At 60.1% G+C, this 13,161-nt stretch carries 17 protein-coding genes and 1 tRNA gene; 13 read left to right on the top strand and 5 right to left on the bottom strand.

Going from position 1 to position 13,161, the window contains the following annotated elements; all coding sequences use genetic code 11:
- The first annotated feature begins 168 nt into the window (after positions 1 to 168).
- Positions 169 to 1,035 (top strand): SDR family oxidoreductase, encoded by an 867-nt coding sequence (locus tag AC0L3D_RS29180; RefSeq protein WP_473646594.1) that lies wholly within the window; start codon positions 169 to 171, stop codon positions 1,033 to 1,035.
- Between the two features lie 290 nt (positions 1,036 to 1,325).
- Here AC0L3D_RS29180 and AC0L3D_RS29175 read toward each other — a convergent pair whose 3' ends face one another.
- Positions 1,326 to 3,470, bottom strand: a complete 2,145-nt coding sequence (locus AC0L3D_RS29175; protein WP_473646592.1) for an OmpA family protein — start codon at positions 3,468 to 3,470, stop codon at positions 1,326 to 1,328.
- A 211-nt stretch (positions 3,471 to 3,681) separates the two neighbouring features.
- Here AC0L3D_RS29175 and AC0L3D_RS29170 point away from each other — a divergent pair, with 211 nt between their 5' ends.
- Positions 3,682 to 4,128: a YcgN family cysteine cluster protein gene (locus tag AC0L3D_RS29170; RefSeq protein WP_473646595.1), complete on the top strand. Its 447-nt coding sequence runs from the start codon at positions 3,682 to 3,684 to the stop codon at positions 4,126 to 4,128.
- 253 nt (positions 4,129 to 4,381) lie between these two features.
- The gene (locus tag AC0L3D_RS29165; RefSeq protein WP_128247787.1) at positions 4,382 to 4,744 is read left to right on the top strand and encodes a hypothetical protein; all 363 of its coding nucleotides are present in this window, start codon (positions 4,382 to 4,384) and stop codon (positions 4,742 to 4,744) included.
- A 245-nt stretch (positions 4,745 to 4,989) separates the two neighbouring features.
- Here AC0L3D_RS29165 and AC0L3D_RS29160 read toward each other — a convergent pair whose 3' ends face one another.
- Complete coding sequence (locus tag AC0L3D_RS29160) at positions 4,990 to 5,700, bottom strand: SIMPL domain-containing protein (RefSeq protein WP_287067655.1); 711 nt, start codon at positions 5,698 to 5,700, stop codon at positions 4,990 to 4,992.
- 237 nt (positions 5,701 to 5,937) lie between these two features.
- Here AC0L3D_RS29160 and AC0L3D_RS29155 point away from each other — a divergent pair.
- Positions 5,938 to 6,013: transfer RNA gene (locus AC0L3D_RS29155), tRNA-Ile, on the top strand.
- 118 nt (positions 6,014 to 6,131) lie between these two features.
- Here AC0L3D_RS29155 and AC0L3D_RS29150 read toward each other — a convergent pair.
- From AC0L3D_RS29150 to AC0L3D_RS29140, 3 genes are all read right to left on the bottom strand, one after another.
- Positions 6,132 to 7,322: a site-specific integrase gene (locus AC0L3D_RS29150; RefSeq protein ID WP_473646591.1), complete on the bottom strand. Its 1,191-nt coding sequence runs from the start codon at positions 7,320 to 7,322 to the stop codon at positions 6,132 to 6,134.
- A gap of 4 nt (positions 7,323 to 7,326) precedes the next feature.
- Positions 7,327 to 7,548, bottom strand: a complete 222-nt coding sequence (locus tag AC0L3D_RS29145; RefSeq protein WP_473646590.1) for a helix-turn-helix domain-containing protein — start codon at positions 7,546 to 7,548, stop codon at positions 7,327 to 7,329.
- Between the two features lie 72 nt (positions 7,549 to 7,620).
- The gene (locus AC0L3D_RS29140) at positions 7,621 to 7,866 is read right to left on the bottom strand and encodes a helix-turn-helix transcriptional regulator (protein ID WP_473646588.1); all 246 of its coding nucleotides are present in this window, start codon (positions 7,864 to 7,866) and stop codon (positions 7,621 to 7,623) included.
- Positions 7,867 to 8,517: 651 nt separating this feature from the next.
- On the opposite strand from AC0L3D_RS29140, the gene AC0L3D_RS29135 reads away from it, so the two are divergent.
- From AC0L3D_RS29135 to AC0L3D_RS29095, 9 genes are all read left to right on the top strand, one after another.
- A complete protein-coding gene (locus AC0L3D_RS29135; protein ID WP_473646587.1) occupies positions 8,518 to 9,105 on the top strand; it encodes a hypothetical protein in 588 nt (195 codons plus the stop codon).
- Positions 9,106 to 9,195: 90 nt separating this feature from the next.
- The gene (locus tag AC0L3D_RS29130) at positions 9,196 to 9,525 is read left to right on the top strand and encodes a helix-turn-helix domain-containing protein (protein ID WP_473499159.1); all 330 of its coding nucleotides are present in this window, start codon (positions 9,196 to 9,198) and stop codon (positions 9,523 to 9,525) included.
- Positions 9,525 to 10,262 (top strand): ImmA/IrrE family metallo-endopeptidase, encoded by a 738-nt coding sequence (locus AC0L3D_RS29125; protein WP_473646585.1) that lies wholly within the window; start codon positions 9,525 to 9,527, stop codon positions 10,260 to 10,262. Before AC0L3D_RS29130 ends, AC0L3D_RS29125 begins: the two co-directional genes overlap by 1 nt.
- A gap of 101 nt (positions 10,263 to 10,363) precedes the next feature.
- On the top strand, positions 10,364 to 10,588 hold the full coding sequence (locus AC0L3D_RS29120) for a DUF2188 domain-containing protein (protein ID WP_473646583.1): 225 nt from the start codon (positions 10,364 to 10,366) through the stop codon (positions 10,586 to 10,588).
- A 38-nt stretch (positions 10,589 to 10,626) separates the two neighbouring features.
- Entirely contained in the window at positions 10,627 to 10,890 is a 264-nt protein-coding gene (locus AC0L3D_RS29115) for a multiubiquitin domain-containing protein (RefSeq protein ID WP_473646582.1), read from the top strand.
- Positions 10,891 to 10,894: 4 nt separating this feature from the next.
- Entirely contained in the window at positions 10,895 to 11,275 is a 381-nt protein-coding gene (locus AC0L3D_RS29110; RefSeq protein WP_473499151.1) for an E2/UBC family protein, read from the top strand.
- Positions 11,272 to 12,162, top strand: coding sequence for a ThiF family adenylyltransferase (locus AC0L3D_RS29105; RefSeq protein WP_473646581.1), 891 nt, complete (start codon positions 11,272 to 11,274; stop codon positions 12,160 to 12,162). Before AC0L3D_RS29110 ends, AC0L3D_RS29105 begins: the two co-directional genes overlap by 4 nt.
- On the top strand, positions 12,159 to 12,692 hold the full coding sequence (locus AC0L3D_RS29100; protein ID WP_473646579.1) for a hypothetical protein: 534 nt from the start codon (positions 12,159 to 12,161) through the stop codon (positions 12,690 to 12,692). Before AC0L3D_RS29105 ends, AC0L3D_RS29100 begins: the two co-directional genes overlap by 4 nt.
- Positions 12,692 to 13,078, top strand: a complete 387-nt coding sequence (locus AC0L3D_RS29095; RefSeq protein WP_473646578.1) for a ubiquitination-like system serine protease family protein — start codon at positions 12,692 to 12,694, stop codon at positions 13,076 to 13,078. The genes AC0L3D_RS29100 and AC0L3D_RS29095 overlap by 1 nt, the downstream gene beginning before the upstream one ends.
- Positions 13,079 to 13,161: the final 83 nt, after the last annotated feature.

Here is a 13,161-nt window from a genome sequence, read left to right as displayed (position 1 = left end):
CTCCCCGTCTCTATACGGGGAGAAGTGCCCGGCAGGCGGATGAGGGGCAGCGCGACGCCGCGGAAATCCTCCGCAGCGTCACCATCTCTCGATGCTCCCCGCTCTTGTATCCGGCGACGGCACGGGGCAAGGATCGCGACCAACCGATTTGCAACGGAGGCGCAAGACATGTCGCTCAAGGGAAAGACGCTGTTCATCTCCGGCGGGTCGCGCGGCATCGGGCTGGCGATCGCGCTGCGCGCCGCGCGCGACGGCGCCAATGTGACCATCGCGGCCAAGACCGCCGAGCCCCACCCGAAGCTGCCGGGCACGATCTATACGGCGGCTGAGGAGATCGAGCAGGCAGGCGGCAAGGCATTGCCGATGCTGTGCGACATACGCGAGGAGGGGCAGGTGGCCGAGGCGGTCGCCAGAACCGTCGAAAAATTCGGCGGCATCGACATCTGCATCAACAATGCCAGCGCCATCCAACTCACCGGGACGCTGGAAACCGACATGAAGCGCTACGACCTGATGCACCAGATCAACACACGCGGCACGTTCCTGGTTTCCAAAATGTGCATTCCGCACCTGAAGTTGGCCGACAATCCTCACATCTTGAATCTGGCGCCGCCACTCGACATGAAGGCCAAATGGTTCAAGAACCATGTCGTCTATACGATGGCCAAATTCGGCATGTCGATGTGCACGCTGGGCATGAGCGCGGAGTTCGCCAGGGACGGCATCGCCGTCAATTCGCTGTGGCCGATCTCGACGATCGATACGGCAGCGGTGCGCAATCTTCTGGGCGGGGCGACAGTGGCGGCGATGAGCCGTTCGCCCGATATCATGGCCGATGCCGCGCATGCGATCCTGCTCAGGCCGTCGCGCGAAGCGACCGGCAATTTCTACATCGACGAGGAGGTGCTGCGCGCCGAGGGCGTCAGCGATTTTTCGATCTATGCGCCTGACGCGACAGGTCCGCTTGCCGGCGATTTCTTCGTGCCGGACGAGGTGTTTGCGAATTCGAAAACCAACGTGAAAAATATCTACTGACTGGCACCGGCATAGCCCTCGTTTCCCAACCAAAGCCGGAAACAAAAACCCCGCCGGCGAGGGGGTACCGGCGGGGCTCATGTGTCCCGCTGGAGTCGGGACAGGGCAGGGAAGCCCTAGCCAGAATCTGGGGTGGACGACCTCGCGATTCAATGCCTGGTTAAATCGCGACTTACATTCTCCTGCAACCTCGGCTCACTGCCGGAAATTGCCCATCCCGGTGAAACCGGGGTGGGCTGCGTCTTCCCGCATAGATTCCAGAAACCAGTTCAGGTTCCTGGAATTGCGAATTAATTCGCGCTGGCGACCGGCGCCACCAGCGAGGTGATGCGGCGGATGGCGACGCGACGGTTCTCGCGCTCAGGCTCCGACGTATCGACCTTGAGATACTCCTCGCCATAGCCCTGTGTCGTCAGGTTCTCCGGCGGGATGCTGAAGGCATTGCTCAGGGCTTCGGCGACCGCCTCGGCGCGACGGTCGGACAGAGCGAGGTTCGCCTCCGGCTTGCCGACGGCATCGGTATGGCCCTCGATCAGGAAGGTTTCCGCCGGGTTCTTCTCCAGCAGCTTCTCCATGGCGGTGGCGACGCCTTCCAGTTTCTGCACCTCGGTTTCGGGGATCGAGGCTGAACCGAATTCGAAGTTCAGCGTGTCGAGGTCGATGCGGCGGGCGATGTCGCGCACGCGGGCCGAGCGCTTGACCTCGTCGATCGAGTAGAGGCGCTGCACCCTCTCCACCGGCGGCTGTTCAAGGAAGGCATAGTAGTCTTCCGGATCCTCGACCTCCTCGGAATCCAGAATGTACTCCTCGCGCGGAATGTCGATCCGAATCGGCGGCAGGTCGTCGCCCGGATCGCGCCAGTCGCCATCGTCCTCATAGTGTCGCTCGTCGACATAGCTCAGCACATATTCGCGCCCATCGGGCGCGATGCGTGAACGCTGGACGACGTCGCCGTAACGGTTGCGGATGGTGACGATCTGGATACCATTGTCACGCTCGACGATTTCCCGGGTGCGATTGCTCGACAACTCCTCATAGTAGACGTTCCGCGCGCCACGCCGCATGCGCGGCGCATCGCTGCTTTCCACGATCGTCTGGTTGTTGAACTGGAGGATGACGCGGTCGCCGAGTTCCCTGACGACGTCGACCCCGCGCGGGCGTTCACGACGGCGGCGAATGTTTTCCTCGTCGGGCGCACGCTCAACGCGTCTGCCCTTTTCCTCCGTGGCCCGAACCATCCTCTCAAGCTTGATCGCCTGCTGGGCCGCCCTGTCGTCGGTGGGCGGCGGTCCCTGGTCGACCGGAGCCGGCCTCGGGGCTTCCGCCTGTTCGCCGTCCTGCTGGGTGGGCTGACCACCCGCGTCCTGGCCGCCGGTCTCTTGCGCGTTGTCCCTGCCGCCCTTGCGCTTGCGCCTGGCATCCTTCTGGCTGTCGAACACTGGAGCCTCGCCTTGTGCCGGACCTTCGCCTTCGGCGGGCGCGGCCTGTTCGCGCTCGGCGGGCTGCTCGCCGGTTGAAGGCTGCTCGCCTGTCACCGGCTGTTCGTCGACAGGCTTCTTGCCGCGTTCCTTGGCCTGATCCCGGGGCTTGTCGCCCTCAGCGGGAGCCGTTTGCTGGTCGGTCGGAAGCGGCTCGGCCTGCTCGCCGGCTTCCTTGCTGGCTGGCTGTTCGGATGGTGCGGCTTCGATCTGCTGATCCTGTTCCCGCTTCTTCCTGCGCGGCGTGACCTGCTCGTTGTCATTTGCAGGTGCGACCTCTTCGCCAGGCGCAGCCTGCTCGGCTTCCTGCTGCTGTTGCCGGTCGCGCTTCTTTCTGCGCGGTTCGGGCTGTTCGTCGCTGGCAGGCGCCGCCTGCTCGGCGGGCTTTTCGGCAGGTGCTGCTTCCTCCTGCTGTTCCCGGTCGCGCTTCTTTCTGCGCGGTTCGGGCTGTTCGTCGCTGGCAGGTGCGGCCTGCTCGGCGGGCCGTTCGGCCGGTGCGGCTTCCTCCTGCTGTTGCCGGTCACGTTTCTTTCTGCGTGGCTCGGGCTGTTCATCGCTGGCAGGTGCGGCTTGCTCGGCCTCCTGCTGTTGCTGCTCGCGCTTCTTTCTGCGCGGCTCGGGCTGTTCCTCGCTGGCAGGTGCGGCCTGCTCGGCCTCCTGCTGTTGCTGCTCGCGCTTCCTGCGCTGACCGCCCTGCTGCTCCTCGCCGGAAGGCGCGGCCTGTTCAGCCTGCCGCTCGCGCTTCTTGCGAGGCTTCTGCTCCGGTTCCGCCTGCGGTGCGCAGCCTTCTGCCGACTCGCCTTCGGGGCAATTCGACTGCACGAGGATCAACGGCGTGGCGGTATTCTGCGGTGGGTCGAACGCGGCACTGCCCTGCAACGGGAATGCGCCCAACGGCGCGGACGCCATCAGCAGGCCAAGTGCCGTGCCTGCCAGAATCCGTGGTTGGCGTTTCATTAAAAATCCTCCTTTGGCGTCCCATCCCGGCCCAAACTGTTCATCAACCGGATTGGTTCCGGTTAGCGGGCATTAACGGCTACGAAGGGCAATTGGCCGGCGTTTTGAAGGCGACTTCGTGTTATTCCTATGGTGCCGGCCTATGGTGCTGGCCGGGTCTGCGTCTGTTGCGGTGCTTGACCTTCACCCGGCCAGGGGCCACATCCCGTCGATGGAAACGCCGTTCTGGAAAACCAAGACGCTCGAGGCGATGACCCCGGCCGAGTGGGAATCGCTTTGCGACGGCTGCGGCAAATGCTGCCTGTCGAAACTCGAGGACGAAGACACTGGCGCGATTTACTGGACGAGCGTCGGCTGCCGGCTGTTCGACGCCGAAACTTGCCGCTGCTCCGATTATGCCAACCGGCTGGCGCGTGTCCCGGACTGCGTCGGTCTGACGCCGCAGAATGTGCGCACCATCAGTTGGCTGCCCAAAACCTGCGCCTACCGGCTGGTCGCCGAGGGCCACGATCTCTACTGGTGGCACAGGCTGGTTTCAGGCAGTGCCGAGACGGTGCATGAGGCCGGCATCTCCATGCGGGGCCGGGTCAGCGCCAGCGAGACGGATCTCACCGAGCCCGACGACTATTTCGAGCACATGCTGGACGACGAGCCCTAGCGACGGGCCTTCAGGAACCGGAACCGGCTGCCCGACAGCGCGTTTTCGACCCAAATGGTTCAGAACCGACCGGATTGTTCAGAACCGGTAAGCCGAGAAGACTGCGCAATTGCTTGTTTCTACATGAACCAGAAATGAACGGCCGGTTCGTAAAAAGTTCAGATACGCAAGCGCATTCTCCTCGCCATCGGTTCGACCAAGACACATTGGTTCGATCAACGGCGGGCGGAAGCCCTGAACAAGGAGAGAAGACATGTTCAATACGATCAAGACGGTGGCCCTTTCGGCGCTTATCGGCCTCGGCACGCTTGCCGCCATTCCCGCCACAGCCCATGCAGACAGCATCTACCTCGGCTTCGGCAACAATGACGAACCGCGCGTCGGCGTCTATTCCGGCGATGACGATGATTACTACCGCGAACGCCGCCGCGAACGCGACTGGCGCCGGTCCTGCTCGCCAAACCGTGCTCTCGGCAAGGCAGAGCGCATGGGTCTGCGCCGTGCCCGTATCATCGACGTCGGCCGCCGCACCGTGAAAGTAGCGGGCCGCCAGTATGGCGACCGCGTCGTGGTCGTGTTCGCCAATGAGCGCGGCTGCCCGGTCCTCTACCGGTAAGCGTTCGGCACGTTTGCCTACCGGCAACGGCCTGCTTGGTGGGGATGATCTTCTGCGAAGGTCAGCTTGGGACATGACCTTCTGCGAAGGTCGGCCTGGAGACACGACCTTCGCAGAAGGTCGGTCTGGAGTAGAGCCCCCTGAGATAGAAGGGTGCGGCTCGAAAAAACCCCGGAGGACCAATCCTCCGGGGTTTTTCATGCAGCAAAGTCAATATTGCTGCAACAGCCGCCTTCAGGTGGCGGTCACTTCAACTCAAAAGTGACTGTGACCTGCACCGTGTAGGAATTCTCGCCAGCCTGCACCGGAACCGATTCGCGGGCCGCATCAAAGGCCTTGGCGGTCATCGGTATCGGCGGCGGCGCGACGTTCTGGTCGGTGATTTCCAGCACCCGCCCGATGCTGACCCCGGCAGCTTCAGCCAGCGTCCTGGCCTTGGCCATGGCGTCGGCGACCGCCTTCTTGCGGGCTTCGGTGACAGTTGCCGTTGGATCCTCATTGGAGAACGAGATGCCGCCGCCCTGGTTGACGCCGAGCGATACCGCCCTGTCGAGAATCTCGCCTGTCTTGTCGATGTCGCGGATGCGCACCGAAAGCGTGTTGGTCACCTGGTAGGCGATGAGTTCGGCTTCCTGGCTGCCGTCGGGCTTGTTGGTATAATTGTAGCGCGGGCTGATCTGGATGCCGGCTGTCTGCAGGTCGCGCTCCTTGATGCCGGCCGACTTCATTGCGGCGATCACCGAAGCCATGGCGTCGTTGTTGGCATCGAGCGCGGCACGCGCGGTCTTGGCCTCGCGCATGACGCTGAGCGTCAGCAGCGCCAGATCGGGGGCCGCAGTCGCTTCGCCTTCGCCAGTGACGACGATGCGGGGCGGCGGCGGCGAATCTGCCGCGCCGGCCATCGCCGGAAAAGCGATTGCGGCGGCGAGCGCCAAGGGCAAAAGATGTCTGGTCATAAAAATCTCCTCGGTCTGCGATCCAGTCGCGCTTGTCGACTACCGCATCCGCCCAGGAATCGGAATCGATTTCGGGAAGCACGATGCGTAGATTTAAAGCGTTAGAGCGCATCTTGCGCGTCTAAGTGGACGCACGTCGCTCTAGTGTCTGAATACGGGCTGATTTGGACGATTTCGGCCAGCCCATCCGGAAAGCCTTGTGCGATTCGGGGAAAAACATTAATCCAGCCGCGTGTGGGGCCTGTAGCTCAATGGTTAGAGCCGGCGGCTCATAACCGCTTGGTTGGGGGTTCGAGTCCCTCCGGGCCCACCATGACCATTGATTTCATTGCAAAAAAGTGTCCTTTGCCCACGCCCTGCCCACGCTTTGCCCACGGCGCTTTGGCAGCAAAAAATCCTCTGAACGGGCGCGCTTTCGAACAGTTCGCGATTCATTGTGAGCCGACGATGCGCAAATTGGCCCGCCGCTTCGCCTGATCGCGCTTTTCTTCTCGCTGGTTTATCGCTCTAGCAATGTCGACGGCAATGCGCTTCTTGTTCGCCTCACGGACGTATTCGTCGGTCACCGTCATGGACGTATGTCCCATAGCCTCCATTATGGCACGCGCTTGGATGTTGCACTCGGCCAGGTAGGTACCGAATGTGCGGCGCAGTCCATGAAGCGTATAGCCATCGGGTATTCCAGCCTGCCGGGTCCAATGCCGCATCATGCCGGTTAGGCTCTTTTCCGAGAAAGTCCTGCCATAAGCAGTCTTTAAGACGGTGCCGCCTTTCGATCGGTCGAGAGGTTCAAGCGCGGCTGCCAGCTTGTCTACGACCGGAATGAACATCTCTCGACCCCCGTGGCGATTGCGGTTTTTCTTCTGCCGAAAGTCAAAGGCTTCGATCAACACCAGCGAGCCGTCGAACAGCTCGATCTCCTCGCTCACCATATCGCACCATTCAAGAGCAGCGATATCGGCGCGCCGATTGCCGAGCCAGAAACCGAGTGCGTAGCAGGTCCGAGCAGGGGTACCAATTGGATGCCGCTCTTCGTACTTTTCTCTGATCCCGATTGGCCAGGCCGGGTTCTTGGTGGACCTGGGCACGCGTACACGAATGGACAGCGATGGGTCGTCCTGCGGCTTGATCCATTTCTCGACTTGAATTGCCACCCACAACAGTTTTTTGATCGCGACGAGAAGGTGCTTGGCAACGGTCCGGTTGCCAAGAAAGATGCCCTCGATTATCGCGCGCAGACGATCGGCATCAAGATGTTCCACCGGCGTATCGCGCCACGTCAGTGGATAGTCAGGATCGACCTGCATCTCAAGGAAGCGTTCAATGAGCCGCAGGTTCTTCCGCTGCGTTGCCTCGTCAAAGTCCAGCCATTCCATGGTAGTCTCGAGTCGCCGTGCTGCATGCCCAAAAGTACGCGGCAAGGCGCGCCCGGGCATGTTGATAATTTCCGCGCTGCCAGCGCGACCTTCAACGGCACGCCGGTAGGCGATCTCAAACGCTTCGTCGCCGGGCTGGCCGGGTAAGGTTATTTGTCGAGCACGGCGATTAGCTCGGAAGCGCCAGTACTCCTTGCCATTGATCAGGCGCGAAGAAGCTCCAGGGTAGTCAGGATGTTTGGCCATTGAATTACTCTCCGCGCTGCAAGTCCTCGCGTAGGGGCTTCTGCAACAAGTCCTCACTTTTCATGGCAACGCGCAGCAGGACTGGATATGGAAAGCCTCTGCCTTGCTCTATACCTTCAAAGGTGCGCTTCGGTATTCCCAGAACCTTGGCCGCGGCTTCGGCAGTGAACCCTTCCTGGACCCGCCATGCTTTCACGTCTTGCGCGAGTTTCTCATTCTCGTTCACGTCATCCCTTCCGCGCCGGCCATCATCATACTACGCCTGCAGCGCATACGCAACCAGCGTAGTTGCTTATCTTTATTCTACGTCCCGTTTGCTTCGTTGCAACAGCTCTTGAAGGCCGCTATCTTTGTCCGGTAACGAGGTGAAAGCGATATCCAGGGCTACACGATCCCAGACAGCGCGGCTGTTGATGCGCTTGGGCTTCGGCATGCGCCCATCGGCAACCATCTCGTCAAAAAGCGTCGATCCGACACCGATGTAACGAGCTGCTTCCTCACGAGATAGCCCTCGTGGGGCATACGAGTTTGCGTCACTCTTCATGGACGCTGCCTCGGTCCTGATATTCCGGGCGTGGTGGTATCGAAGCACAAAGCCACATCCTAGTTGCCATTTCGTAGCGAGGAGATCGTGTTGGGCTAAAATAAGACGAGCCTCGTTAAGCGGAAGCGGCCTGACTAGTTCGTTCGGCGTAAACTGGCAGCAACGTGTGAACGGGGGCATTCCGGCAGGAGAGCAATCCGTGCGGCAAGTCGGCGGACGGCTTTTCGCTGAGCTGGCGATCAGTGAGCCATTACTCAGACGTCGCGTTCGGGCCGGTAGCTGCCTGTACGCTTTCCCTGCATTCAATTGCGTGAAGCGGACCCTTCACGCGATCGCTTCCATCTGCCTCAACCGACGTTTAGGGTGACGGACGACGACGGGCAATCCTTGCCGCGGACGCCGCCGCCTAGGCCGCAGGACTTCGCATCGGCATGCCCGCGAGCAAGGCGCAGGCGCTCGTTCCAGGACTTGTGATGCAGGAAGCGGCTTCTGCGGCTGACCTCGAAAGCCTCAGCCGATTAGCGATCTGGGCGCTGCGGCGCTATGCGCTCAAGCTAACGGACACTACGCATGACGGATCAGTGTGACGAATGGGACTGGTGGTGGGGAGCATGGCAAAACCGTATTCGGTGCGGAGCATGCCATGCGCTCATGGACGCCGATACGCCCTGCCCGGTCTGCGCAGCGGACTATAGCGAGCCGGAACCGGTTATCGTAGACTGTGAAATCGTATCGTATCAGCGCACGCTGCCCGGCGCGCTCGACTGGTCGCCTTACGTCATGCTGCAGATCATGCATCGGGACTGGCTTCGCCCGCTTTCCGCTACCGATCCGAAAAACCTGCCTCGTAACAAGGAACCGTCGGGAAGGGTGCTGGTCGCGCTGGTCTTCTGGACCTACTTTGAAACGTTGATGGATTGGTATTACGAGGCGGCTACGGAACGGCTTCCCGAAGCGGTTGCGCGTGATCTGCTCGGGCGATACGGGATGATCGGCAGACGCCTTGATCAAGTGCACCGCATCCTTTTTGGAACGACCTACGCGCAGGATCTCACCGACCTTGGCTTCGCCGATGTGGCCAGCCACCTCGAACACCTGCAAAAGCGACGAAACGCGTTTGTTCACGGCAATCCGGAGGCGATCGACGATCCCCTTGTCGAGCAGACTGTTCGGCTGATTCCACGCTTTCATGAGGCGTGGATTGGCTCGTTCAATTACCGCTGCGCTTGGCAGCGATAGAGCCGGCCAAAAGACAATCCGCTTGACCGGATTCCGGGCGCACGCTACGCTGATCCGCGTATTTGCGTTGTGAGAAGGAGCTTATTTTCCATGGCTCAAAAGACATTCGGTGGTGCGATCAGCGAGGCCAGAAAGGCGAAGGGCTGGAGCCTGAAGGATCTCGCCTCGCGTATTCTCCGGGAGGATGGAGATGCCATATCGCCTCAATATCTCAACGATATCGAGCATGACCGCCGCAGTCCTTCCTCTGATCGCATGGTTCACCAGTTCGCTGACGCACTCGGGATAGAGCAGGACTGGCTCTATTACCTTGCCGGCCGTTTTCCAGCGGACGTACGCGACAAGAAACTCTCGGAAAAAGAAGTGACGGACCTGATGGTTGCATTTCGCGGCGGCCCGACGAAGGGAAGGAAAAACTGATGGTGCGATACGTCCCTGACCGCACGGGCCGATTTTCGCAGCGGCCGCATTACAAGCCGGAGGAACTGGACCGCCAATGCGAGTCCATCATCAGCAGCTTTCTCAAGGAACGCTACCGAGAGGTCCGATATCCCGTATCGACCGACGATCTCACCGTGCTCATCGAACAAGACACCGAAGCGCTCGATCAATATGCGGACCTGTCTCAGTATGGGCTTCATGTCGAAGGGCTGACGCATTTCCAGCCGGGACGCAAGCCGCGCGTAATGATCTCGGACAAGTTGGCCCTTGATGACAACCGCGAGAATAGGCTGCGGACCACCCTCGCGCACGAATACGGGCATGTTCGTTTTCACGCCTATCTGTGGGATATGGAACCGCCTGCTCCTGATCTGCTTAAGCGCAATCCCAGCGCCAATATGCAGGTGTGTTTCCGGGATACAATGCTGAACGCGCCCCAGACCGACTGGATGGAATGGCAGGCCGGTTACATCTCGGGCGCTATTCTTATGCCAGTTTCCAAGGTTCGTGAGGTCGTCCGGGAATATTGCGAATCGAACGGCCTTTATGGCCTTGTCGGACAAACCGATTCGCACGGCCGCGCGTTGATCGAGGCGATCAGAGCAGCGTTTCAGGTTTCGGCGGACGCCGCGCGGATACGCTTGCTGAAACTCGGAATTCTGGGGGCGCAGAGCGCCGGACCGTCCCTATTTGATACCCTGTCGCAACCGAAATAGCGGCGGCCATCCAAACGGCTTGCATTTTTTTTGCATGCGTTTTACGCTAATTAGCAGATCGGCGGATTTGCATCGTCGAGCAAAATGAAAGGACCCAGACTATGAGTAGACGTAATCAGCATGTTGTCCCTCACCACGGTGAATGGGCAGTTCGGGCGGAAGGATCGAACCGCGTGACCTCGACGCACGATACGCAACGCGAAGCCATAGACCGCGCCCGGGAGATCTCCCGCCATCAGGAGTCGGAGCTTTTCATTCATGGGCGCGACGGTCGCATCCGGGCGCGTGACAGCCATGGTCATGATTCGTTTCCGCCGAAGAACTAAGCCCAACGAAACGACAAAAACAAAAAGGAGTTTGGAAAATGCCGCACGAAAATGAACACGGTCATGGTCATGGTGATACCTACAAGATCATTATCGACCGCCGCCCCTACGATTGGCCTAAACCCGTCATCACCGGCGCGGAGATTAAGAATCTAGTCGGCGTTGATCAGAACAGCTTCGAGGCCTGGCAGGATGTTCCGGGTCCCGAGGATATTCCGGTCGGCGACAATCAGGAGATCATTCTGACGCCGAAGGGCACCGAACGGTTCTTCACTGGCAAGAAGACAACCACGGAGGGCTGAGGGAATGACGTTTCTTCCGGCGGCCGATGTCGAATATCTGACCAGCAAGCATATCGCGTACGAAGAGGTTCAGGACGGCAACAAGAAGGGAATAATCCTGAAAGGCCGTCCGTTGCCTGACGGCCGTTTCGATGCGGAGTGCGCCGATGTCCTGATCATCCTGCCTGCCGGATATCCTGACGTTGCGCCGGACATGTTTCACTTGATGCCGTGGGTGAAACTGATCAAAGGCGGCAAATACCCGAACAAAGCCGATCGGCCGGTTACGTTTGCCGGAAAGAACTGGCAACGGTGGTCGCGTCATAACAATGAGTGGCGGTCCGGTGTGGACGGCATCTGGACCATGATCAAGCGAATCGAAGACGCCTTGGAGAAGGCTGCATGACGACGTACAGCCTCTCACTCCGGGACAGTCATCTGGAAGAACTGCGCAATCATTTGCTGCGCCCGGATGGCTGTGAACATGCCGCATATCTGCTTTGCAGCTGGGCAGACATTCGCCGCGATCCCTGGGACCGGGAAGCGCACGAGAAATTCATTGTCGAACAGGTCGTGACGGTTCCCGACGATCACGTCGTGGAATCGACATCGAACGTTGTCACCTGGACGACCACGTCTTTCGTGCAGTTGCTCAAGCAAGCCGAAGCGAAATCGCAGGTGGTGGCAATCGTTCACAATCACCCTTCGGGCATGACGGAATTTTCGGAGCAGGATGATCGCAACGAGCCTGATCTCGTACAATTGGCGGTGAATCGGAATGGCGCCGGTACGAAAATGCTCAGCGTCATTTTGACGGCGGATGGAAAGCTCTCCGGTCGGGTCTGGCTCTTCCCCAATGAAGGCGCTCACGAACCACTTCGGATGGTCCGGGTCTACGGCAACCGATTTGCTCTTCACTATCCCGACAGGGGGAGCGGGCTGCCGGCACCGGCCCTGCAACGACAGGCACTGGCGTTCGGCAAGGCCCTCAATGAAGACCTGAGAAAATTGCGGGTCGGTGTGGTCGGATGCGGCGGAACGGGAAGCGCCGTCGCAATGCTGCTCTCGCGTCTCGGGGTGGGTCAGATCGTTCTGATCGATAACGATATCGTCGACCAGACGAATCTCAATCGACTACACGGATCCACGCAGACCGATGCGGATGCGATGCGACCAAAAGTGGAAGTCGTGGCACGGGAAATCTCGCGCCTCGGGCTTGGTGTGCGGACGGTCCCCATCGAAGCTGGGTCGGCGACCCGGGTTGCCGTGACGCCTTGCGGTCATCCGATGTGATATTCGGTTGCACCGACGACCATGAAGGCCGGTTGTTCCTCAACCGGTTTGCCTATTACTACTTAATACCCGTATTCGACATCGGCCTGGCCATCGACGTTGACGATCAGGAAGTCCCAAAGGTGAATGCGCTGGACGGGCGCGCCACCGTGCTGATGCCGCCCGAAACCTGCCTCGTTTGCCGGGGTGTCATTGACCCTGAGATCGCACGGGCGGAAGCACTCAAGCGGGAAGACCCCGAAGAATATGAGCAGCGCAAGGCAGAGGCCTATGTCGCCGGCGGCGGCGACCCCGCTCCTGCGGTCGTGACCTTCACGACGGAACTCGCCTGCCAGGGCATCAACGAACTGATTCACCGGCTACAAGGCTTCCGCGGCGAGGACGGCTCAGCCGCCAATCGGGTACGCAAGTTTCATCTCAATGAAGATCGCCGGTTTGGGCACAAATCAAAACCGGGTTGTGCCGTCTGCGGATCGGATGCGATCTGGGGCGAAGGTGATATCGAGCCCTTTCTTGGAAGGATCGGCTGATGCAGGTGATCGCGTCGATACTGCTGTGGCTGCTTGTTCAACTGCGGCTGATTCAGGCGCCGGATTTTGTCGCCTTGACGATCACGGATCACCCGGAACCGGGAGACATGAAATCGGGGAAGATCTATATCGTGCGCGGGAACGATTATCAGAAATGGGCCTACTTCCGGTGCCCCGCCGACCTCTCCGAGATTATCCAGCTTTCCCTGATGGAAAAGCGCCGTCCGCATTGGAAAATCACGGCGGACATCCTAGGCAGGCCGACCGTGCATCCTTCCGTGCGCCAACTTGATGGTTCATTCGCACATTTCTGGATCAAGAAGGGCCGAGTTCACTGGTGCGCAGATAGCGGTCGACGGCCTCAATCTGGGACATACGCAATTTAGCCTGTTACGTCACCAGGTCTCGGCGACCACCAGCAAATGGCCGCGTTCGATCTCGTCGCGCTCGCACTGGCCATCGCGCTCCT

This window comes from Mesorhizobium sp. WSM4837 (genome assembly GCF_055811435.1).
The sequence above is the reverse complement of the archived record's forward strand: the minus strand, read 5'-3'. Positions and strand labels throughout refer to the sequence as shown.